The following is a 23053-nucleotide window of genomic DNA, read 5'->3' as shown; positions in this document are numbered from 1 at the left end:
TGGCTAGTCCCCCGCCTTCTGCGTCTGGTCCTCACCGACGATGCCGACCAGCTGGTCGTCGAAGGCGGCGGCCGCCTCCTCGGGGCTCTGCTGGCCCGTCATGACGGCCTCCATCGCGACGGTGATCTCGTTCGAGATGCGGCTGTAGTCGGTGGTCGCCGGACGGAAGTGCGTCACCGGCACGATCGACGAGAAGAACTCGAAGGTCGGGTTGCTGCCGACGTACTCGGGGTCCTCGGCGACGTCGCTGCGCACCGCGATCTGGCTGGCGGCGATGTCGTAGCTCTGCGAACCGTCCTTGTCGAGGGCGTCGGCGATGAACTCGAACGCCTTGTCGGGGTTCTTGGTCTTCGAGCCGACGGCCAGCGTCCAGCCGCCCGACATGCTCGTCGCACCCGGCTTCGCGCCGTCCTGGGTGGGCATGGGCGCTTGGCCCATCACGTCGTTCCACTCGGGCCACGGGTTGGTGCCGGTCTCCAGCCAGGTGCCGCTCATCCACGAGCCGTCGAGGGCGATCGCGAGCTTGCCCTGCGGGAGCCATTCCCCACCGACGATGGTGGCGATGTTGGTGTCCAGCGCCTCCTCGGGTTTCGGTCCGATGCCACCCTGGTAGACGTCCTCGATGAAGCCGAGCGAATCGACGAAGCCCTGCGAGTCGGTGAGCCACTTGCCGGTCTCGTCGTCGTACAGGGTGCCGGTCGGCGTGCCGTACAGCAGCATCTCGAAGCCCTGCATGGTCGCGCCCTCGCCCTGCGGCTTGCCCGAGTACACGTTGAGCGGGACCACGTCGGGCACCTTCGCCTTGACCGTCTCGGCCGCGTCGAGCACGTCCTGCCAGGTCTTCGGCTCCCACGGCACGGGCAGGCCGGCCTGCGCGAAGAGGTCCTTGTTGTACCAGAGCGCCCGGGTGTCGGTGCCCATCGGGATGCCGTAGGTCTTGCCGTCCTCGCCGACGCCGGCCTCCTTGGCGTTGTCGTAGAACGCGTCCCAGTCCTCCCACGCGTCGGTGTACTCGTCGAGCGGCAGCAGGTAGCCGGCGGCTGCGTCGCTCTTGACCTTGAAGGTGTCCTCGTACATGACGTCGGGCGCGGTGGCCGCCGACCGGTTCATCAGCGCGAGCTTGGTGAAGTAGTCGTCGTTCTGCGCCGCGATGGGCACGAACTCGACCTTCATGCCGGGGTTGGCCGCCTCGAAGGTCTTCGCGGTCTCCTTCATGTGGGCGTCCATCTGCGTGAACGTCCCGAACTTCTGGTACGCGACCTTGATGGTGTCGGAGTCGCCGCTGCCGGCGCCCCCCGAGCAACCCGAGGCCAGCAGGGCCGTGGCGACCGCTGCGGCGGCGACGGCCAGTGCGCGCTTGCGCCCCCGGACCGAGGTGAACGTGCGTGACATGGTGCTCCTTTGCTCCAGTCGCGTCGGCGCCGGGCTGCTCTGCCCGACCGCGATGCGATTACTACATCGTATGGAGTAACTCGTGTCAAGACGCCGGACCGCATCGGTCCGGTAACGGCGCCCGAGCCGAGGAGGCGCGGGTCGCGACCGCAGGAGGCGCAGGTCGGGACCCGAGGAGGCGCGGGTCTGCCCCGTCAGGCGCGGATCAGCAGGGCGGAGGGTCGCGGCGAGAACGTCTGGTCGAGCACGAGGCAGGCGGCTCCGACGGCCGCGACGTCGATGCCGATCGACGACTCGACGAGCCGGATCGGGTGCTTCGGGATCAGCGCCGGGTCGTCGCGGAGCGCGGCCGGCAGCACCGCGAGGACGTGCCGCGACAGCGGCGCCCAGAACGGGCCGCCGAAGACGACCTCGTCGAGGTCGAGCAGGTTGACGATGGTCACGAGGGCACGCGCGAGGTGTCGGCCTGCGCCGTGCAGCACCCCGAGGGCGCCGGCGTCTCCCAGGTCGGCCTTGCCGACCAGGGCGCCGAACGCCTCGTCGATGCGGCGCATGTCGACGTCGTCCCCGCTGCGAGCCGCCTCGGCGAGCGCCTCGTCCGAGACGTCCCCCTCGAGCAGCACTCCCGTGGCCGCGGCCTCCCGCACGAGGGCGTGCGGCGTGATGAGCTCCCCGACGCAGCCGATGCGCCCGCAGGTGCAGCGGTGGCCGTGGTCGTCGACCATCACGTGCCCCGAGTCCCCCGCGTTCGCGCTGGCCCCGCGCAGCACGTCGCCGCCCAGCACGAGCCCGGTGCCGTAACCGGTGCCGTAGTAGACGAAGGCGAAGTCGCTGCGCTCACCCGCGCCTCCGTCGCTGAGCCACAGCTCGGCGACCGCGCAGGCCGTGACGTCCTTCTCGAGCAGCACCGGCAGACCGGTCGCCTCGCTGAGCGCCCGACGCAACGGCACGTGCCGCCAGAGGGGCATCATCGGGGGGTCGAGCACGAGGCCGGGCCCGATGTCGACCGGGCCGGGCGAGGCGATGCCGACCCCCAGCAGCAGGTCGCGGTCGACGCCGCTCGTGACGACGAGTCCGTCGATGGCCCGTGCCATCAGGGCCACCACCTCGTCGGGTTCGCTGGCCGAGGGCGTCAACTCTCGGGCGTGGGCGACGACCGTGCCGACGAGGTCGAGCAGGACGAACGTCAGCACCGCGGGGTCGATGTGCACGCCCACCGCGAAGCGTCCGCGGGACTCGAGCTGCAGCATGGTGCGGGGCTTGCCGGGACCGCTGATGACGGTGCCGCTCTCGCGGATGAGCCCCGCCTCGATCAGTCGGCGCGAGACGTTCGTCACGGCCTGGGGGCTGAGTCCGGTGCGCCCGGCGATCTCGGTCCGGCTGAGGCCCGCACTCTCCCGCCGGATGGCGTCGAGCACGACCGACCGGTTGTAGCCGCCGATCGCCGGCAGGTTCGTCCCGCGGTTCATTCTCGTCATCATCCACGACGTCGGGGGGTCGCGCGCGCACCACCGCCGGTCATCCGCCCGACGGTGGTGCCCGTCGGGACGCCCCGTTACCCTGAACGCATGTCTGGACTGCGCCTCGAAGAACTGTCCGCCGCCACCGTCGTCGCGGCCAACAACCTCACCCTCAAGCCGGGGCAAGAGCAGTTCGTCGCCCCCGTCTCGCACTCGATCGCCGAGGCGTACGTCAACCCGACCACCGCCTGGCCCCGCGTCGTGGTCGACGACGACGACGACACGGTGGTCGGCTTCATCATGGGCAACTTCGACGCCGAGGCCGACGACGAGGCGCTGCGCAGCTGCATCTGGCGCATCAACGTCGAGGCCGACGCCCAGGGCCGGGGCATCGGCCGGTTCGCCGTGCACGCCCTCGCCGACGAGGCCCGCAGCCGCGGCTTCGACCGGGTCACCGTCATCTATGAGCCGGGTGACGACGGGCCCGAGGACTTCTTCCACCACATCGGCTTCGAGGTCATCGGCGAGACGCCCTACGGCGAGCACGTCGCGGGGCTGACCCTGGCGTCGTCGCAGGTCTGAGCCGGCACCGCGCGAGGCCGACGACGTGACCCCGGGCGCCTCGCCCCACGGCGGCGAGCCCGCGCCGCACCCCGGCCCCGACCCCGGGCCCGCCCCCGACCCCGACCCCGACGACTTCGTCTCGCAGGTCGTCGCCGTCGTCGAGTCGATCCCGCCGGGCCACGTGATGACCTACGGGTCGGTCGCCGCCGCCCTCGGGTCGCGGGCCTCCCGTGCCGTCGGCCAGGTGATGGCCTACGCCGGGGCCGACCTGCCCTGGTGGCGGGTGATCCGCGCCTCGGGCCATGCCCCGCGCGACCACGAGCAGCGCGCCCTCGAGCAGTACCGGGTCGAGGGCACGCCTCTGCTGTGGAGCCGGTCGGGCACCTTCCGCGTCGATCTGGAGCGCGCCTCCCACCGTCCCTGAGCGACTGCACCACGGACCACCGGCATCACCGGGACGGGCATGTTCGTCGGAGGCGGTCGTCCACGACCGCCCGCCTCCCCGGCGCCGCCCGCCGTCGCCCGGGTCGCCTCAGCGCGTCCGGTCGTAGGGGGTCGTCGTCGACACGGCGACCAGACCCGACCGCTCGAGGATCGGACGCGAGTCGTCGGTCGAGTCGCTGTGCACGAGGGTCTTGCCCTGCGCGAGGGCGGAACGCGCGCGCGCCGCGGTCAACGCCCGGTAGATGCCCCGGTGGCGGTACGCCTCGAGCGTGGCGCCGCCCCAGATGCCGACGAAGTCCGTGCCGGGGACGGGTTCGAGCCGGCCTCCGCTGACCATCCGGCCGTCGACCTCGGCGACCCAGAGCTCCATGCCGTCGCCACGGCCCAACCGGGACAGCAGCGCGTCGGCCATCCGCGCGTCGACCGCCTCGCCGAACGCCTCGTCGACCATCGCACTCATCGCCCGCACGTCCGCCTCGGTGGTGACCCGACGCACCGTCACGCCCTCGGGCACCTCGCCGAGGTCCGCGAGCGCGGCGAGCGGCCCGATCATGATCGACTCGGGCTCGCCGGCTTCGAAGCCCGAGGCCACGAGCGCGTCGTGGAGCCCGGGGGCACGGTCGTGCCCGCGGGTCTTCCACTCGACCCGGGTGATCTCGTCGTCGGCGTCGAAGTGCTCGACGGCGGCCGCCACCAGCGCGCGGACCGCGTCGGCGTCCGCGTCGCCGAGGTCGCGGTAGGTGACGAACCCGCGACCACCGGCGAAGGTGACGAGCCGCAACGGACCGTGGCGGGTGACCGCGATCGCGCTCGGCGTCTCGGCGTCGGTGCGGAGTTGCTCGTCGTAGGCCTGCAGGTAGCTCGTCGCGTCGGTCATCGAGGCCACGCTAGCCGAGCCCGGACGGCAGGCGGGGCCCGCCGTCCGGGCCCCGCCTCACACGAGCGAGTCGCGCCACGCGGCGTGGAGCTGCGCGAAGCGGCCGGTGCCCGCGATCAGGTCGTCGGGGGTGCCGTCCTCGACGATCTTGCCGTGCTCCATCACGAGCACCCGGTCGGCGATCGCGACCGTCGACAGGCGGTGCGCGATGATGACCGCGGTGCGGTCGGCGAGCAGCGTCTGCAGGGCCTCTTGCACCATGCGCTCGGACGGTATGTCGAGCGACGCGGTCGCCTCGTCGAGGATCAGCACGCTCGGGTTCGCGATGAACGCCCGGGCGAACGACAGCAACTGGCGTTGCCCGGCCGACACCCGGCCGCCGCGCTTGTTCACGTCGGTGTCGTACCCGTCGGGCAGGGCCTCGATGAACTCGTGCGCCCCGACCGCCTTCGCCGCCCGCACGATCTCGTCGCGCGTCGCGTCGGGCTTGCCGAGCGAGATGTTGTCGGCCACCGAACCCGAGAAGAGGTACGCCTCCTGCGTCACCATGACGATGGCGCGGCGGAGGTCCTTCGGGTGCAGGTCGCGCAGGTCGACGCCGTCGAGCGTCACGGCACCGCGCGTCGGGTCGTAGAAGCGCGAGATGAGCTTCGCCAACGTCGACTTGCCGGCCCCCGTCGACCCGACGAGGGCGATGGTCTGCCCCGCCGGCACGTGGAGGTCGAAGCCGGGCAGCACGACCGTGTCGGCGTTGTAGGCGAACTCGACGTCGTCGAAGTGCACCTGCCCCTTGGCGTCCCACAGGTCGACCGGGCGCGTCGGGTCGGGCACGCTCGGCTGCTCCTCGAGCACGCCCGAGATCTTCTCGAGCGCGGCGGACGCCGACTGGTAGCCGTTGTAGAACATGGCCATCTCTTCGGCCGGGTCGAAGAACCGCTTCGCGTACAGCGCCACCGCCAGCAGGGCACCGATCTCGAGCGAGCCGTCGATCACCCGGAAGCCGCCGAACAGCACGACCGCCGCGAGGGTCGCGTTGCCGATGAGCACCAGGCCCGGGTCGAAGGTGCCGAACAAGGTGAACACCTTCGAGTTGGCCTGCCGGTAGTCCTCGACGTGACCGGCGTACTCCTTCTCGTTGCGCGCCTCCTTGCGGAAGGCCTGCACGGCACGCATGCCCGTCATCGTCTCGACGAAGTGCACGATGACGCGGGCGCTCGTGACGCGCGTCGCCCGGAACAGCTTCTGCGAGCGCACCTGGAACCACCGGGTCAACGCGACGAGCGGCACGAGGGCGACGGCGAGGACGAGGCCGCTCTGCGGGTCGAGCGCGACCAGGGCGACGGCGGTGAAGACCATGTACAGCAGGCCCGACACGAGCTGGTTGATGCCCGAGTCGAGCAGCTCGCGGATCGAGTCCAGGTCGCTCGTCTGGCGCGAGATGATGCGGCCCGACGTGTACGTCTCGTGGAACTCGAGGCTGAGCCGCTGCGTGTGCAGGAACAGCCGCTTGCGCAGGTCGAACAGGATCGCCTGGCTGATGCGCGCCGACAGCACCGTGTACTGCGCCATCAGCACCGCACCGATCACGCCGGTCACCAGGTAGGCGACCACGACGAGGATCGCCGGCGCCCAGTCCTGGTCGTCCATCAGGGCCGGCAGGGCGGTGTCGATGCCGATCGCGATCAGGGCCGGCCCCGCGACCTGCGAGGCCGTGCTGATCACGACGACGACGCCCATCAACGCGAGTCGCCAGCGCAGCGGGTGCACGAGCGAGCCGAGGAGGCGCAGCGACCGACGGCGGAGCCTCTTGCTCTCGTCCTTGGTGAAGTTCTCGCGCTCCTCGCCGCGGACGCCCTGCGTCGTCGAGCCCTGCTCGGCGCGCTTCTCGGCCGGCGTGCGGCCGTCCAACGCCTCGCGCTCGACGGGGCCGTCGGCGACCGCCGGACGATCGGGACGGTCGTCCTCGAGTGTCGTGTCGGTCATGCGAGCACCTCCTCTCGGGTGGTGGTGGAGTCGTCGTCGAGCGACGAGATGACGTAGCGGTAGTGCTCGTTGCTCGCGATGAGGTCGGAGTGCCGGCCCACCGCGGTGACCGTGCCGTTCTGGAGCAGCGCGACCCGGTCGGCCAGGGTGACCGTCGACGGCCGGTGCGCGACGATCAGCGAGGTCGTGGACGCGAGCACGCGTCGCAGACCGGCCTCGACCCGCGCCTCGGTGTCGACGTCGAGGGCCGACAACGGGTCGTCGAGCACCAGCACGGCCGGGCGCGCAGCGATGGCACGTGCCAGCGCGAGGCGCTGACGCTGGCCGCCGGACAGGCTGAGGCCCTCTTCACCCACGCGGGTGTCGACGCCCTCGGGGAGCCGCTCGACGAAGTCGGCCTGCGCGATCTCGAGTGCCTCGCGCATCACCCGGTCGGCCTCGTCGGCGTCGTCGGCGAGGTCGGGGCGACCGAGCAGGACGTTGTCACGGACGGACGCGCTGAACAGCGTCGCGTCCTCGAACGCCATGCCGATGTGACGGCGGAGCTCTTCACGGCTGAGGTCGCGGACGTCGACACCGTCGATCAGGACCTGCCCGCCGGTGACGTCGTAGAGCCGGGACACGAGCGACAGGAGCGTCGTCTTGCCCGAACCGGTGAGACCGACGAGGGCCATCGTCTCGCCGGGCTCGACGACGAGGTCGACCCCGTTGACGAGGTCGGAGAACTGGGCCGGCGAGTCCTGGTACCGGAAGTGCGTGCCCTTGAACTCGAGTCGACCGTGGGGTTCGGCGATCGTCGCCGGCTCCTCGGGGTCGGTCACCGTGTTCTCGCTGTCCATCACCTCGAAGTAGCGGTCGACGGCCGTGCGGGTGTCGAAGGTCATCGAGAGGAGGAAGCCGATCGACTCGACCGGCCAGCGCAGCACGGTCGCCGTCGCGAAGAAGGCGAACAGCTGGCCGACGGTCAGCTGGCCGTCGGCGGCCAACCAGACGCCGCCGAGCAGACAGAGCGCGAAGGCGACGTCGGGGACGAGCAGCAGCCAGAGCCACAGCTTCGAGATGGCCTTCGCCTTCTCGATCTCGGTCCCGCGGAGGTCCTCGGCCTGCTTGGCGAACTCGCGCAGCGAGTGCTTGCCGCGACCGAAGGCCTTGAGCACGCGGATTCCGTGGACGCTCTCCTCGACGCTGGTCGCCAGGTCGCCGACCTGGTCCTGGCTGCGGCGGGCGACGACCGAGTAGCGCTTCTCGAACGCGAAGCTGACGAAGAACACGGGCAGCGACGCCACGAGGAAGACGAGGCCGAGCACCCAGCTGTACGAGAACAAGACGACGAAGCCGACGACGATCGTGAGCACGTTGACCACGAGCAGCACGACACCGAACGCGAGCCAGCGGCGGATGAGGCTCAGGTCGCTGACCGACCGGCTGAGCAGCTGACCGCTCTGCCAACGGTCGTGGAACGCCACCGGCAGATCTTGCAGCTTGGCGTAGAGGGCGTTCCGCATGGTCGCCTCGACGTGCGTGCTCGGAGTGAGCACCAGGCGACGGCGGGCACCGATCAGGATCGCCTCGGCCACTCCGAGGCCCAGCACGACGGCGAACGCGGGCCAGACCTGCGATCGGTCACCGCTCGACAGGGGGCCGTCGACGAGCAGTTGCAGGACGAGGGGGATCAGCAGGGCGACGACGGCGGCGAGAAGGGCCGCGACCATGCCCAGCACGATGCGGGGCAGGGCCGGCTTGACGTAGGGGTGGAGCCGCACGAGCGACTGCACCGTCGAGGGGCGCTTCGCCGGGTCGGGCGGGCGTGCGGACGAGGACTTCTGAGACATGGGTGATCCAAGTGTCGTGATCTGGCACGGGCGACCGAACGGAGCGGTGACCCGTGGTGGAGAAGGTGGTGCGGCGACCGTCCGGGGAGGACGCGCGGTCCCGCGGTCGCGCCCGGAGACGTCGGCGGGCGGTGTGTCGGAGGGGTGCCGGTGGGCGGCGGACCGTCTCGTCTAGACGATCGGCGCCGGGCTCGGAGAGGCCGAGGAGGCGCGACCCACGCGAGCACCGTCGGTGGCCGTGCCCACCGTGGTCAGTGTCGTCGTCGTCATCATGTCCTCCTGAGTGTCGTCATCCGTCCGTGCGGTCGTGTCCGACCGGCTGTGAGCAGCCTTACAGGATATGCGTGCCGTCGACTCCGCCGCAAGACGGAACGGTTCGGAATCATGGACGACGCGACGCACGCCTCCGGGGCCCCGGCCGACGGCGACCTAGTGGAAGAAGTGGCGCTCGCCCGTGAAGTACATGGTCACGCCGGCAGCCTTCGCCGCGGCCACGACCTCGTCGTCGCGGATCGACCCGCCGGGCTGGACGACCGCGGCCACGCCGGCGTCGAGCAGCACCTGCAGGCCGTCGGCGAAGGGGAAGAACGCGTCGGACGCCGCGACCGACCCGGCGGCACGCGCACCGGCGCGGTCGACCGCGAGGTGGCACGAGTCGACGCGGTTGACCTGGCCCATGCCCACCCCGACGGACGCGCCGCCCGAGGCGAGCAGGATCGCGTTCGACTTGACGGCGCGCGAGGCCTTCCAGGCGAACTCGAGGTCGGCTCTCGTCGAGGCGTCGGCCTCGTCGCCGGCCACCAGCGTCCAGCCGTCGGACGTGAACGCGTCGAACCGGTCGGCGTCCTGGACGAGCAGGCCACCCGAGATCTGCTTGACCTCGCCCGCGTCGCGGGTGAAGTCGGCGGGCAGGGTCAGCAGGCGGATGTTCTTCTTCGCGCTGAGGATCTCGACGGCCTCGGGGTCGAACGCCGGGGCGATGACGACCTCGGTGAAGATGTCCGCGACGGTCTCGGCCATGGCGCGGGTCACCGGGCGGTTGGCCGCGATGACGCCGCCGAACGCGGAGACGGGATCGCAGGCGTGCGCCCGCTGGTGCGCGTCGGCGATGGCGTCGACGGCGTCGGGCGAGGCCACGGCGATGCCGCACGGGTTGGCGTGCTTGATGATCGCGACGGCGGGCTCGTCGAAGTCGTAGGCGGCGCGCAGGGCCGCGTCCGCGTCGACGTAGTTGTTGTACGACATCTCCTTGCCGTGCAGCTGCGTCGCCTGCGCGATGCCGTGCGCGCCGGGCGTCGCGTAGATCGCGGCGGCCTGGTGGGAGTTCTCGCCGTAGCGGAGGGTGTCCTGCAGCTCGGCCGAGACGGTGACCGTGGGCTCGAAGCCGGCCCGCGCCTCCTGCTCGTCGACGACGGACGAGGAGGCGCGGGTCGCCGCGGCGGACGCGTCGGCCTCGGCGCGCACACCCACGTGTGCGGCGAAGTACGCCGCGACTGCCGTGTCGTACGCGGCCGTGTGGGCGAAGGCCTCGCCGGCCAGGCGCTGACGCTGGGCGAGGGTCGTGCCCCCCAGCGTGAGCGCCTTCTCGATCTGCAGGTAGTTCGTCGGCGAGACGACGATCGCGACGTTGGCGTGGTTCTTCGCGGCGGCCCGGACCATCGCGGGCCCCCCGATGTCGACGTTCTCGATGACGGTCGGCACGTCGGCACCCGAGGCGACGGTCTCGACGAACGGGTAGAGGTTGACGACGACGAGCTCGAACGCGGCGATGTCGAGTTCGGCCAGCTGCACCTCGTGCGACTCGAGCCGCAGGTCGGCGAGGATGCCGGCGTGCACCGCGGGGTGCAGCGTCTTGACGCGGCCGTCCAGCGACTCGGGGAACCCGGTGACGCTGCTGACCTCGGTGACGGCGTGGCCGGCGTCCCGGATGGCCTGGGCGGTCGAGCCGGTCGACACGATCTCGACGCCGGAGGCCGAGAGGGCGGCGGCCAGGTCGAGCAGGCCGGTCTTGTCGCTGACGCTGATCAGGGCACGACGCACGGTCACGGCGTCACGGTCGCGGTAGAGGCTGGGGTCGATGGCGTGGCCGCTCATGCGGTGGGCTCCTGTTCGAGGGTGGTCGTTCCGTTGGCGATGTCGAGCACGGTCTGGACGAGCAGTTCGCGCTCGACGACCTTGATGCGGTCGTGCAGCGACGACTCGTCGTCGCCGGGCAGGACGGGGATGCGACGCTGGGCGAGGATCGGGCCGCTGTCGACGCCCTCGTCGACGACGATGACGCTCGCGCCCGTCTGCTCGACGCCCGCCGCGAGCGCGTCGCGCACGCCGTGCGCGCCGGGGAACTCGGGCAGGTAGGCGGGGTGCGTGTTGATGAGGTTCGGTGCGAGGGCGGCGACGACCCGCGACGGCACGAGCCGCATGAAACCGCTGAGCACGACGAGGTCGGGCTGCCACTGCTCGATCTGGGCCAACAGCTCGTCACCCCAGGCGGCACGGTCGGCGAAGTTCGAGAAGGCGACCGAGAAGGTCGGCACCCCGAAGTGCTCGGCGTGCTCGAAGCCGTCGGCCTCGCGGTCGGCGCCGACGGCGACCACCCGGGCGGGGTACTCGGCGTCGCTCGCGGCCTCGAGCAGAGCCCGGAGGTTCGAGCCGCCACCGGAGATGAGCACCACGAGCTTCAGCACCCGGCAAGCCTAGCGGCCCGGGCGCGCGCATCGGGGGGCGGCCACGGTCCCCGTGGCGGCGGCGGTGGCGGTGGATGCGGCGGCGGTCCGTCGGACGACGGTGTCAGCGCGTGATGCCCTCGATGCGCTCGGTGTCGTCGCCGTCGCGCCGCAGGGTGGTCACGGGCACAGGGCCCGTCGGCGTGGTGTCGTCGACGACCGGGTCGTCGTGCCGCTTCGCACCGGAGCCGTCCGGCGTCGACTCGGCTCGATCACCCGCGAACCTCGGTGGCGTCACGACCATCGCGAGCACGCCGGCGACGGCGAACTCGAGCGCCGCGAACCCGCCGACCAGCAGCGGGTCGGGTCCGACGTCGGTCAGGCGTCCGGGCCCGGCCGAGCCCGAGGCCGCCCAGGCGAGCAGGCCGAGCAGCGCTCCCCCGACGAGCCCGCCGACGACCGCGACGACGATGCGACGGACCAGGTCGTCGACCCCGTACCCGGCGAGCATCCGTTGCAGCCGCGGCCTCAGGAGGGTCGCGCAGACGTATGCGGCGACGACCGGGACCAGCAGCCCGACGAAACCGAACGTCAGGTCGGCGGTGGGCAGGGCGCCGAGGAAGGGGATCGCGGGCATCGGGCCGACGGCGGTGCCCAGGGGCGAGATCGACGACCCGGTGCCGATGGCGAAGCCGGGGCCGACCAGCCACGACGCCGCCCACACGACGACGTCGGGGAGCAGGGCGAGTTGACCGAGCGTCAACGCGAGCCCTCCGAGGAACCCGCCGTGCGCGCCTTCGTACAGGGTGATGATCTGGGCGTAGTTCGTCACGATGAGCACCGAGACGATCAGGGCCGACACGGCCAAGACGGCGGATGCGGCCACGGTCCCGAGCCGCAGTCCGGCGGCCGCGATGCCGGTCACCTGTCGGGGCAGTCGCGACAGGAGCCCGATCACGGCACCGGTGACCGGGTCGGCGGCCTCGCCCCGACGCCGGCGCGTGACCTCCGCCATGGCCACGACCGGCACGGCGTACACGAGCGCGGGCAGGAGCGTGCCCTGCCACAACGACGGGCGTGCGAGCTCGTGCTGCGCGGAGGCCGCCAGGGCGAGGGACAGCAGGGCGAAGGTGCCGATGGTCACGAGCACGCCCGTCAGGCGGTGCGCGGTCTCGGCCGCGGCGCGGCCAGCGCGGACGCCCATCAGCACCGTGAGCAGGGCGAAGCCGAGTGCGGCCAGCGAGATGACGATGGGAGCGTCCGCCCCGGGGATGCCGGTCGCCGCGGCCGCGTCGGCGCTGAGCTGGACGGTCAGGTCGGCGCCGTGCCCGACGAGCCACGAGTCGACGGCTGCCCGCCAGAAGACGACCCAGTCGATCTGCAGGCCGTACTGGAACGCCCAGAGCGAGGTCAGCACGACGAGGGGGATGCCGACGCCGATGGCCACGACGAGCAGGGCTTCGAGCGCGGAGAAGAGAGCGGTGACTGGGCGGTTCATCGCGAGCGACTGTACCGGTGCCGACCGGGGCCGGCCTGCTGCCCCGCCGCCCGCGACGACGACGCCGCTCCGCACCCGCCGGCCCGCACGCACGCACGACGGGCGTGTCCGTCGTGACCGGCGTCCGAGGACGACCGGCGGTGACGAACACGCCCGTCGAGGAGGCGCGGGTCGGCCCCTACAGGGAGGCGTAGACCTCGCGGAGCAGCGCCGCGGTCTCGCTCGGCGTCTTGCCGACCTTGACGCCGGCGGCTTCGAGCGCCTCTTTCTTCGCCTGGGCGGTGCCGGCCGAGCCGGACACGATCGCACCGGCGTGGCCCATCGTCTTGCCCTCGGGGGCGGTGAAGCCCGCGACGTAGCCGACGACGGGCTTGGTGACGTGTGCCTTGATGTAGTCGGCGGCACGCTCTTCGGCGTCGCCGCCGATCTCGCCGATCATGACGATCGCCTTGGTGTCGGGGTCGGCCTCGAACGCCTCGAGGGCGTCGATGTGCGTCGTGCCGATGACCGGGTCGCCACCGATGCCGATGGCGGTCGAGAAGCCGAGGTCGCGCAGCTCGAACATCATCTGGTAGGTCAGGGTGCCCGACTTCGAGACCAGGCCGATGGGCCCCGAGCCCGAGATCGAGGCGGGCGTGATGCCCACCAGCGACTCGCCGGGCGTGATGATGCCGGGGCAGTTCGGGCCGATGATGCGGGTCGTCCCGCCCTTGGCCTTGGCGAGCGCCCAGAACTCGGCGCTGTCTTGCACGGGGATGCCCTCGGTGATGACGACGACGAGCGGCACCTCGGCCTCGATGGCCTCGACGACGGCGTCCTTGGCGAACGCCGGCGGCACGAAGACGATCGAGACGTCCGCGCCGGTCTCGGCGACGGCCTCGGTCACGGTGCCGAAGACGGGGAGCTCGACGTCACCGTGGGTGACGGTCGTGCCGGCCTTGCGGGCGTTGACGCCACCCACGACCTTCGTGCCCGCCTTGAGCATGAGTGCGGTGTGCTTGGTGCCCTCGCCGCCGGTGATGCCCTGGACGATGACCTTGCTGTCCTTGTTGAGGAAGATCGACATTGTTCTGTGCAGTCCTTACTTCGAAGCCAGCTCGGCGGCCTTGTCGGCAGCCTCGTCCATGGTCGCGACGACGGTGACCAGCGGGTGGGCCGCCTCCGCCAGGATGCGTCGACCCTCGTCGACGTTGTTGCCGTCGAGTCGCACGACGAGCGGCTTGGTGGCCGCGTCGCCGAGGATGCCGAGGGCGGCGACGATGCCGTTGGCGACCGCGTCACAGGCGGTGATGCCACCGAAGACGTTGACGAAGACGCTCTTGACCTGGGCGTCGCCCAGGATCACGTCGAGCCCCGCCGCCATGACCTCGGCGCTCGCTCCGCCGCCGATGTCGAGGAAGTTGGCGGGCTTGACGCCGCCGTGCGCCTCGCCGGCGTACGCGACGACGTCCAGCGTCGACATGACGAGACCTGCACCGTTGCCGATGATGCCGACCTCGCCGTCGAGCTTCACGTAGTTGAGGCCCGCGGCCTTGGCCTTCGCCTCGAGCGGGTCGGCCGCGTCGGCGTCCTCGAGCTCGGCGTGGCCGGGGTGACGGAACTCGGCGTTCTCGTCGATGGAGACCTTGCCGTCGAGGGCGACGATGTCGCCCTGCTCGGTGAGCACGAGCGGGTTGACCTCGACGAGGGTCGCGTCCTCGCCCTCGTAGACGGCGTAGAGCTTCACCAGGACGGGGGCGACCTTCTCGACGAGCTCGTCGGGGAACCCGCCGGCCTTCGCGATCTCGGTGGCCTTCGCGAGGTCGATGCCCGCGCGGGGGTCGACCTCGATGCGCGCCAACGCGTCGGGCTTCTCGACGGCGAGCTGCTCGATCTCCATGCCGCCCTCGACGCTGCAGAGCGACAGGTACGAACGGTTGGCACGGTCGAGCAGCACCGAGAAGTAGAACTCGCGGGCGATCTGGGCGCCGCCGGCGATCATGACGCGCTTGACGACGTGGCCCTTGATGTCGAGCCCGAGGATGTCCTTCGCCGCGGCCTCGGCGTCGTCCGGGGTCTTCGCCACCTTGACGCCGCCGGCCTTGCCTCGGCCGCCGACCTTGACCTGGGCCTTCACGACGGTGACGCCACCCAGCTTCTCGGACGCCGCTCGCGCCTCCTCGGGGGTGTCGGCCACGATGCCCGGCAGCACGGGCACGCCGTACTGCTCGAACAGGTCTCTGGCCTGGTACTCGAAAAGATCCACGCTGTTCTTCCAATCCGCATCGCTGCGTCGTCTCACCATGATCCGTCTCGACATCGAGCCATCTCGACATGAAGACATATGGGCCGCGGTCAGCCTAGCGGGCGACCCCAGGGGTACGCCGAGCGGGGCGTCTGCTGTGAGCATCGGGGGCCCGCTGCCGCCTGGGGAGTAGACGAGAGACACCCCGACAGAACCAGAAGACGGAGACACGCATGTCGAAAGAGAAGAACCTCGCCACGCAGGAGCGCCTCGGCGAGATCCTGACCGCCCGTGAGATCGACCGCCTCGGCGAGGGTTTCCACGCCGACGTCGTCGACCACGACCCGGCCCCCGACGCACCCGCCGGCCTCGCCGGCATCCAGGCCTTCTGGACCGAGTTCTTCGCGGCCTTCCCCGACGCCGACCTCGCGGTCGAGACCCTCGTCGCCGACGACGAGAACGTCACCGCCGTCTTCACGATCTCGGGCACGCACACCGGCACGTTCCAGGGCGCGGAACCCACGGGCAAGTCGTTCACCGTGCGCGGCATCCAGGTCGGCCGGTTCGACGAGGACGGCCTGCTCGTCGAGCGCTGGGGCGCCACCGACGAGGCCGGCATGAAGCAGCAACTCGGTCTGGCCTGAGCCGCTCCCCCACCACCCCGCACCGCCTTCGAGAGGACACACCATGAGCGACACCAACACCCCCGCAGCATCGGGCGAGCAGCCCTACGACCAGGCCGACGAGTTCGCCGAGTCCGAGCAGATCGCGACGAACGACGCCGTGGCCGGCGAGACGGTCTTCCCCGGCGTCGGCGAGGGCAACGACGGCCCCACCGGTGGCGCGCCCCGCGAGGGCTCGCCCGAGTACGCCTCGAACGACCTCGAGGGCGACGAGATCGACCTCGACGAGACCGAGTGACCTCGGTCACCACCGTCTGACGACGCCCCCGCCGCACCTCGCGGCGGGGGCGTCGTTGCATCACGGCTCCTCCCCCGGCGTGTGTCAGCGGGAACCGTGCACAGGAGGCGCGGTGCCGGCCTCGGCAGCCGGGGTGGCTGCCCGATCGTCGGTGCATGACATCACCAACGAAGGCCCTCGGGCCCCCCAGACGGCGCCTCGCGCTCGCCCTCGCCCTGTTGTTCTCGGTCGCCGTCGGGCTGCTCGGCCACGCTCCGGCCGCTGCCGTGACCGGCACAGGACTCGGCCCGGGCCACCTCTGGCGTGGCGACGACGTCTCGTGGCTCGGTACCTACCGACTCGACGACGGCACCCAGGCGTTCTGCCTCGAAGCAGGGAAGAGCTCGCCCGTCGGCAACCACTACGACACGACCACGGGTGGTGACGTGATCGGCGTCTCGACCGACGACCACGCGCGGCTCGCGTACATCGCCCGCACCTGGGGCGGCACGACCGACGCCGACACGGCCGCCGCGGGACAGCTCGCGGTCTGGACCATCACCGGCCTGAACGGCCACACGCAGCGGTACTACGCCGGCCGTGCCAACGAGCGGTGGCCGATCGTGCTCGAACGCGCGAACCAGATGCTCGCCGAGGCCTCGTCGGCCGCGTCGAAATCCGTCGCGGCATCGATCACCGTCGAACTCTCGGACGACGGCACCGGGCTGATCCGCCCCGACCTCACGGTCGACCGTGTGGCGGGCGGGCCGACGAGCCTCGAACCGACACATGCAGGCACGGTCACCCTGGACGGCGCCGTGTTCGCGGACGGCTCGACCACGGCCGTCGTCCGCAACGGCGAGAGCGTGTCCGTCGTCGCCACCGGTGACGCTGCCCACGTCACCGTGAACGCCTCGGTCGAGTTCGTCGACCTGCCGTACGGACGGGTGACCACGGTGGGGAACAGTCCCGCGGGCTCACAGATGATCCTCTTCTCGGGCGGGGTCGCGGCCTCCGCCTCCGAAGCCGCGAGTGTCGAGCAGCTGTCGCCCCTGCCGTTCCAGCCCACGGTGTCGACCGTCACCAGCGACACCGTGGCCGAGACCGGGACGGTCGTCACCGACCAGGTGACGCTCGGCGTGCGGCCCGGAGACGGGCTCCTGTCCGAGTGGGGTCGATACGACGACGCGGGGAGCTGGCGTCCCGTACCGGTCACGGTGCGGAGCCGCCTGCTGGGGCCCTTCCTCGCTCCGGTGGTCGAGGCCGCCGCGTGGCCGGACGACGCCCCGCTGGTCTGCGAGGTCGCCCTCGAGGTAGTCGACGGTCCGGGCACCTACTCGACGCCGGGCTGCGAGCTGCCCGCCGGCGGTTACTACACGTGGGTCGAGACCATCGATCCTGCGGACACTCCGGTCGAAGCGGGGCGTGACCGGGTGGGTTCCTGGCGCTCTCCCTTCGGCACGGCGACCGAGACGACGTTCGTGCCCTGGACGCCGACCATCTCGACCGTGGTGTCCGACGCCGAGATCGACCCCGGTGCCTGCGTCAGCGACGAACTCACCGTCGTCGACCTCCACCCCGACGTGCCCGGCGGGGTCGACGTCGAGTCGGTGCTCGTCGGACCGTTCGCCGAGGCCCCCGAGGTGGGAAGCGACCTCGGACAGATCGGCCGCCTCGACCCGGACCTGATCGTGGCCCGCGAGACCGTCGCCACCAGCGAGGACGGCACCTACGCCACGCCCTGCGTCACGCTCGAGCGACCCGGCACGTACGTCTTCCTGTTCTCGTCGGAGGGGTCGGCGGCCGCCGAGGACGGCAGCAGGATCGTGCCGGCCTTCGCCGACACCACCGTCTACCGGAGCGAGATGACGACCGTCCGACAACCGGCGCCGGCCGATGCCCCCGCGCCTCCGGCGAGGCTGGCCTTCACCGGTTCGACCGGTGGAGGGCAACCGTTGCTCGTCGCCCTCGGCATCATGGGTACCGGCTTGGTGCTCGTGACGACGGCAGGTGCGCTGCACCTTCGGAGGCGCCGCCCGGACCGGGGCTCGGAGACTGCCTGCCGTGCGGTCGAGACCGACGCCCTGTCGTCGTTCGGCCTGGGCGAGGCGCGATGAGCCCCCGGGTGCAGGTGCCCAGAAGCGGCCCGGGCTCAACCGGCCCGGTCGAACGGCACCTGCACCCGGACGGCTCGACCGCTGCCGTCGTCCACGAGGGCGAACCCGGGCGTCGGCCGGTCGGCGAGGTCGGACTTCGTCAGCCGGAGCCCCACCTGGTCACCTTCGTTGGGCAGCTGTGGGCTGAGCACGGCGCCGCACCGGTTGTTCCTCACGTCGACCTGCCAGCCGGCCCACCCGGACAACACCTCGCCGGTCGTCCCGGCCACGACGAGTGCGCGACCGGTGTCGGGGCACGACCTGAGGAACTCCGCGAGCCACTCGCCCGCGGGGCAGTCCTTGAGGTGTTCGCCGTCGTCGATGACGAGCACGCGAGGGCCGTCGGCGTCTGCGAAGAAGGGCGCGAGGAGGGCCTCCTCGACGGTCCGGGTGGTGATCACCGCGACCACGCCGGGCAACCCCTCGAGCGCCCGCAGCGGCGATCGCCGTGGGGCGACGACGACCACTCCGATGCGCTGGGCCGTGAGCGACCGGACGACGGCTACCAGGACGGTGCTGCGCCCGCTCTTCGGGGGGCCCGTCACGACATAGCTGCCCGGGCCGTCGGCGAGGTCGGGACCCCACGGAACGAGGTCGTCGCCACCGACGCCGATCAAGGCGAAGACGCTCGCCGGGTCAGCCGCTCCCCGGCGGGACCAGGCGTCGTCGAACGAGATGGGGCCCGCCAGTTCGTCGACGCGGAAGGGCCGACGGGCGGCAGGAACATCACGGTCACGGTGAGCCGCCGACGCCGCCCGCCGTCTCAGCGCCTCGGCCTGCGCCTGCCCCGTGGCCTCGGCATCGATCAAGGCGACCTGCGTCTCGATCGAGGTCTCGGCGGTGAAGCCCCGCCCTGGGGGCAGGACGTCGGGCAGGGCCCGCGCGTTCAGACCGGCGAGGGCGTAGTCGGCCCGGTCGGTCAGGCGCAGGAGCAGCTTGTCGTCGACCAGGGCGGCGAGCCGGCCCGCGACGAGCTGCCGGTCACCCGTGACGAGCACGTGGAGCCCGACCGCGGCACCCTCACGCAAGAGCACCCCCACCTGGTCGACGAGCTTGCCGTGCTCGATCTCGGCGAAGCTGCCCGTGAACCCTTCCCACCGGTCGATCATGACGACCAGGTGCGGCAGGCGGTCCCCCTCGGGAGAGGCTCGTCGCTGCTCGACCACGCCCGCATGACCTCCCGCTGCGAACACCTGTTGCCGCCGGTAGGTCTCGTCGACGAGCTTCGTCAGCAGGCGCCGGACCCGGTCGAGCTGGGTCCGCTGGACGACGGCTCCGACGTGCGGAAGGCTCTCGAGCGGCAGCAGGGCACCGCTGCCGCAGTCGATGCCGTAGAGGTGCACGTCGGCGCAGCTCGTCCGGTCGGCGAGGGAGGCCGCGACCGTGCGGAGCACCTGCGAGCGTCCCGTCCGCGGGGCGCCGACGACGAAGAGATGCCCCAGGGTCTGCAGGTCGAGCGCGGCCGGGGCCTGGTGCTGTTCGGCCGGGAAGTCCTGCCGACCGAAGGGCAGCACGGCCACGTCGCCGGGGACGCACGCGTCGACATCCGAGCCCGTCCGGGACCCTGCCAGGTCGTCGAGCACGAGCCTGTCGGGCAAGGCGTCGAGCCACGGACGATGCGGGCGAGGAATCCCGAGACGGGTGCAGGCCGCGGCGAGCGCGTCGACGAGCTCGGCCAGGTCGGTGCGACCGGCGGACTCGGTCGTCGTCCGTGGCGGCGGCTCGGCCACGACCCGCCCGAGGTCCCGCCAGTCGAGCGGACTCGACCACACCTCGGGCACGACCTCGGCCACCGCCCCGGGGCGTCGGCCACCGACACGGCCTGCCTGGAACGGGACGAGTGCACTGGCCCCCAATCGGACGAAGGCGCGACCCGGTGTCGACTTGGAGATGCCGGCCGCGTCACCCACGTCGATGACGTCGCTGCTCTCACCTGCATCGGTCACGCGAAGGGCGATCCTCAGGTTCGTGTTCGCCCTGATGTCGCCGGTGACGACGCCCGTCGGCCGCTGCGTCGCGAGCACGAGGTGGATTCCGAGAGAACGCCCGCGCTGGGCGATGTTGACGAGGCCGGTCACGAAGTCCGGCAACTCGCGGACCATGCTGGCGAACTCGTCGATCACGATCAGGAGGCGCGGCAACGGAGGCCTCGCATCGTCACCGACCGCGCCCTCCACGTAGTCCTCGAGGTCCTTCGCTCCGGCGTCGGCGAGGAGGTGCTCGCGGCGTCGCAGCTCGGCCCCGAGCGAGTGCAACGCCCGCTCCACGAGGTGCGTGTCGAGGTCGGTGACCATCCCGACGGTGTGGGGCAGCGGCGCGAAGTCCCGGAACGCGGCACCACCCTTGTAGTCGACGAGGACGAACGTCATCGACTCGGGGGTGTTCGCGGCGGCGAGCGACGCGACCATGCTCTGCAGCAACTCGGACTTGCCGGAGCCGGTCGTGCCTGCCACGAGACCGTGCGGACCGTCCCTACGGAGGTCGAATGCGAACGGGCCGTCGAGGCTCTCTCCGATGACGACCTCGGTCGTGGGGCCCGTGCGAGCCCATCGGTCGAGTACGGCCTCGGCGGTGGGGGGTTCGAGCTGCAGCACGTCGAGCAGCCGGGAACGCGCCGGGAGCCCGCCCGTTCCGCCGCCGTCGTCGACGTCGACCACCGGGGCGACGGCCCGGGCGACGGCCTCGAACCAGCCGGCGGGCAGCAGGTCGGCCTTGACCTCGCGCACGTCGGCGGTGCGGTGCACGTCGAGGGAATGCCGCGCGAGGCCGCAGGTGACGACGGCGACGCACTCCTCGGGAAGGGATCGGCGTTCGGCGTCGACGCACACGGCGTACACGCCGACGGAGGGCCCGTCCCGCAGGACGCGGACGAGCCCGGGCAGTGCCCGCAACCGCCGCGCACCGTCGACGACGAGGACGATGTCGGTGGCCGCACGGAGGGCCCCCTGCGACTCCCGCACCGCCCGCCGGCGAGAGTCGATCTCGGCCCCGAGCTCGGCGATGCGGCGGGCGACGGTCTCGGCGTCGTTGCCGACCCAGGCGGCGGCTGGACGACCGTTCTCGGGACGGGCATGGGGGACATGGGCCAGCCAGGACCAGTCGTCGCCCGCAGCGTGTTCGGTCAGGACGACCAACCGCACGTCGCGGGGGCTCTGTGCGACGGCGAGCTGAGCCAGCATCCACGCGACGAGAGGTCTGGCGTGTTCGGATCGGCCTGCCACCCCGACGACCCCGTGGTCGGCCAGATCGACGGTGACGGGCACGTCGACCGCGGGGCGAGCGACGGTCCGACGGTGCTCGAGTTCGGCCGGGTCCTCGATGGTGACACCCGAGGGCAGATCCGCCGTGCCGATCCTGACGCGCAGGTGGTCCGGATCGTCACGACGGCGTTCCCACAATCGTGAGCGACGCCGGGCGGCGATGTCGAGCACGGTGGCGGCGTCGGGACTGAGGTGTCGCAACTCGCGCTGCAGCTGCCGCACGGCGCTCTCGGCATCCGCCGCCACCGCCTCCTTCGTGGCCTGATGGTCGGCGAGGCGTTGCCGGTGCGAGACCTTCCCGTTGCGCTTGTCGTAGAGGTGGTTGCCCATCATGACCACCGGCGACATGAGCCCGAAGGCGAGGAAGGCGACGTTCCCGAACACGCTGACCATGACGACGGCCATCAGCATCGGCGCCAGCGCCGCGACGATCGGCAGGGGCCGCTTCGCACCCTGTTGGGGTTCGGCGGGGAACCGGAACGTCGTGGTCGGCGGTTCCGGCAGGAGGCGCGGTGGGCGTGCGTGGTCGAGGGTGCCTCCCCCCTCGCTCACGGTGATCGCGGCGGACGGGTGCCCGGCCGGCGCGACGGCGAGGAGGGTGTCGCCGATGGTGATGACGCAGTGTTCGTCCACGGCGGCCGTACCTCGGACGGGAACGCGGTCGACGAGCACGAGTGGCCCGCGAGCCTCGTCGTCGGACTCGGGGAAGGCGTCGGCCGTGGGGGTCAGCGTGAAGCGCCCGGCGCCGTCGAGTTCGATCGTCGCGACGATCGGCGGCACCCGCACGTCGTCCAGCCTCACGCCTGCGTCGGGACCGCTTCCGAGGTGGACGAGCCCGACGTCGACGACGTGGATCGTCCCTGCCCCGCGGCCTCCGATGATGCGGATGGTGGGCAGATCGGCAGGCGAACGGAGGTGCGTCGCCGGGCCGCCGAAGCCGACGACGGCGCCGTCGAGCAGGATTCCCGAACTCATGCGCGCGGTCGGGTCGACCGGCACCCCGTCGACCGTGATGCTCCCGGGCTCAGCGGGCGGGGCGTGACCCGAGTGACCCAGTGAAGACGCGAGGTGCCGCGCCACGGCGTCGACGGTGGTGTCCGGATCGACCAGGACCGAGCGGTCCGCCCGGTGGCCCGTCGGGACGTGCAGGACGGTGACGCTCAGCCTCACGCGGCGGGCACCACGCTGATGTCGTCCACGAACGCGTCGACTTCGTCGATCATGCCGAGGACGCCCTCCGGCCCGCCGACCTGGCAGGTGACGCGGAGGTCGTACGGCTCGGCCCGGAAGGCGTAGACGAGCGTGGCGTGGAGGCCGGCGTCGCCGTCGACGGCCGCGTACCTCACGCCTCGGAGCCCCTGCCCGAGACCGCTCGCCTCGACCTGCTCGACGACGGGAGGCTCGACCCCGGCCACGTCGCTGTCGAAGACCATGGCCCGGAGGGCGGCATCACGATCGCCTCCGACGAACCCGTACTGGACGCGCAGCAGCGACGGAGGGGTCGCGATGTCCGGCAGGTAGAGGTACCGGCGTTCGTCCTCGGGCGACCAGCGCGCGAGGGCCGAGAGCACCTCCGTCAGCCAGGACCGGGAGGCGCGGGTCGACACCTCGGACCGCTCGGCCACGGTACGCATGGTCGCCTTGATCCACGACCGCGGCGCGCGGTGACCGTCATGCGGCCAGGAGGTCGGAAGGGCCACCCAGGTCTCGGGGTCGTGCCCGATGAGGATGTCGAAGTCGGTGGTGGCGTCGGTGTCGGTTTCGGTCACGGTGCAGGTCGCTTTCTGTGGCAGTCGAGGG

At 71.7% G+C, this 23053-nt stretch carries 17 protein-coding genes; 5 read left to right on the top strand and 12 right to left on the bottom strand.

Features of this window, described 5'->3' with window-relative positions; all coding sequences use genetic code 11:
* Positions 1–3: 3 nt before the first annotated feature.
* Positions 4–1392, bottom strand: a complete 1389-nt coding sequence (locus OVA02_RS04175) for an extracellular solute-binding protein (RefSeq protein ID WP_056043385.1) — start codon at positions 1390–1392, stop codon at positions 4–6.
* A gap of 194 nt (positions 1393–1586) precedes the next feature.
* Positions 1587–2861, bottom strand: a complete 1275-nt coding sequence (locus tag OVA02_RS04170) for an ROK family transcriptional regulator (protein WP_159825069.1) — start codon at positions 2859–2861, stop codon at positions 1587–1589.
* Between the two features lie 99 nt (positions 2862–2960).
* Between OVA02_RS04170 and OVA02_RS04165 the strand changes: the two genes are divergently transcribed.
* A complete protein-coding gene (locus OVA02_RS04165) occupies positions 2961–3434 on the top strand; it encodes a GNAT family N-acetyltransferase (RefSeq protein ID WP_173153342.1) in 474 nt (157 codons plus the stop codon).
* A gap of 25 nt (positions 3435–3459) precedes the next feature.
* Positions 3460–3840: an MGMT family protein gene (locus tag OVA02_RS04160; RefSeq protein WP_173153346.1), complete on the top strand. Its 381-nt coding sequence runs from the start codon at positions 3460–3462 to the stop codon at positions 3838–3840.
* 108 nt (positions 3841–3948) lie between these two features.
* On the opposite strand, the gene OVA02_RS04155 is transcribed toward OVA02_RS04160, so the two are convergent.
* From OVA02_RS04155 to sucC, 8 genes are all read right to left on the bottom strand, one after another.
* Positions 3949–4737: a GNAT family N-acetyltransferase gene (locus tag OVA02_RS04155; protein WP_173153349.1), complete on the bottom strand. Its 789-nt coding sequence runs from the start codon at positions 4735–4737 to the stop codon at positions 3949–3951.
* A gap of 57 nt (positions 4738–4794) precedes the next feature.
* Positions 4795–6720: an ABC transporter ATP-binding protein gene (locus tag OVA02_RS04150; RefSeq protein WP_082460047.1), complete on the bottom strand. Its 1926-nt coding sequence runs from the start codon at positions 6718–6720 to the stop codon at positions 4795–4797.
* Complete coding sequence (locus tag OVA02_RS04145; protein WP_173153352.1) at positions 6717–8552, bottom strand: ABC transporter ATP-binding protein; 1836 nt, start codon at positions 8550–8552, stop codon at positions 6717–6719. Before OVA02_RS04145 ends, OVA02_RS04150 begins: the two co-directional genes overlap by 4 nt.
* A gap of 429 nt (positions 8553–8981) precedes the next feature.
* Positions 8982–10646: a bifunctional phosphoribosylaminoimidazolecarboxamide formyltransferase/IMP cyclohydrolase gene (gene purH, locus OVA02_RS04140; RefSeq protein WP_267659295.1), complete on the bottom strand. Its 1665-nt coding sequence runs from the start codon at positions 10644–10646 to the stop codon at positions 8982–8984.
* Positions 10643–11236, bottom strand: a complete 594-nt coding sequence (gene purN, locus OVA02_RS04135) for a phosphoribosylglycinamide formyltransferase (RefSeq protein ID WP_267659294.1) — start codon at positions 11234–11236, stop codon at positions 10643–10645. The genes purH and purN overlap by 4 nt, the downstream gene beginning before the upstream one ends.
* A gap of 103 nt (positions 11237–11339) precedes the next feature.
* Positions 11340–12713 carry a DUF6350 family protein gene (locus OVA02_RS04130; RefSeq protein WP_267659293.1) on the bottom strand — a complete coding sequence of 458 codons (1374 nt, stop codon included), beginning with the start codon at positions 12711–12713 and terminating at the stop codon, positions 11340–11342.
* Between the two features lie 178 nt (positions 12714–12891).
* Positions 12892–13779: a succinate--CoA ligase subunit alpha gene (gene sucD, locus OVA02_RS04125; RefSeq protein ID WP_056043398.1), complete on the bottom strand. Its 888-nt coding sequence runs from the start codon at positions 13777–13779 to the stop codon at positions 12892–12894.
* A gap of 15 nt (positions 13780–13794) precedes the next feature.
* Positions 13795–14958: an ADP-forming succinate--CoA ligase subunit beta gene (gene sucC, locus OVA02_RS04120; RefSeq protein ID WP_056043401.1), complete on the bottom strand. Its 1164-nt coding sequence runs from the start codon at positions 14956–14958 to the stop codon at positions 13795–13797.
* A 212-nt stretch (positions 14959–15170) separates the two neighbouring features.
* Between sucC and OVA02_RS04115 the strand changes: the two genes are divergently transcribed.
* The 3 genes from OVA02_RS04115 to OVA02_RS04105 all read left to right on the top strand — a co-directional run bounded on the left by OVA02_RS04115 (position 15171) and on the right by OVA02_RS04105 (position 17954).
* A complete protein-coding gene (locus OVA02_RS04115; RefSeq protein WP_056043403.1) occupies positions 15171–15581 on the top strand; it encodes an ester cyclase in 411 nt (136 codons plus the stop codon).
* Between the two features lie 43 nt (positions 15582–15624).
* Positions 15625–15858 (top strand): hypothetical protein, encoded by a 234-nt coding sequence (locus tag OVA02_RS04110; protein ID WP_056043406.1) that lies wholly within the window; start codon positions 15625–15627, stop codon positions 15856–15858.
* 155 nt (positions 15859–16013) lie between these two features.
* Entirely contained in the window at positions 16014–17954 is a 1941-nt protein-coding gene (locus OVA02_RS04105; protein ID WP_267659292.1) for a thioester domain-containing protein, read from the top strand.
* A gap of 35 nt (positions 17955–17989) precedes the next feature.
* Here OVA02_RS04105 and OVA02_RS04100 read toward each other — a convergent pair whose 3' ends face one another.
* Complete coding sequence (locus tag OVA02_RS04100; RefSeq protein WP_267659291.1) at positions 17990–22423, bottom strand: FtsK/SpoIIIE domain-containing protein; 4434 nt, start codon at positions 22421–22423, stop codon at positions 17990–17992.
* Positions 22420–23022: a hypothetical protein gene (locus OVA02_RS04095; protein ID WP_267659290.1), complete on the bottom strand. Its 603-nt coding sequence runs from the start codon at positions 23020–23022 to the stop codon at positions 22420–22422. The genes OVA02_RS04100 and OVA02_RS04095 overlap by 4 nt, the downstream gene beginning before the upstream one ends.
* Positions 23023–23053 lie beyond the last annotated feature (31 nt).

The sequence above is a fragment of the Frigoribacterium sp. SL97 genome (genome assembly GCF_026625765.1).
In the GTDB taxonomy this organism is placed as follows: domain Bacteria; phylum Actinomycetota; class Actinomycetes; order Actinomycetales; family Microbacteriaceae; genus Frigoribacterium.
This window is presented reverse-complemented; position numbering and strand designations above follow the sequence as displayed.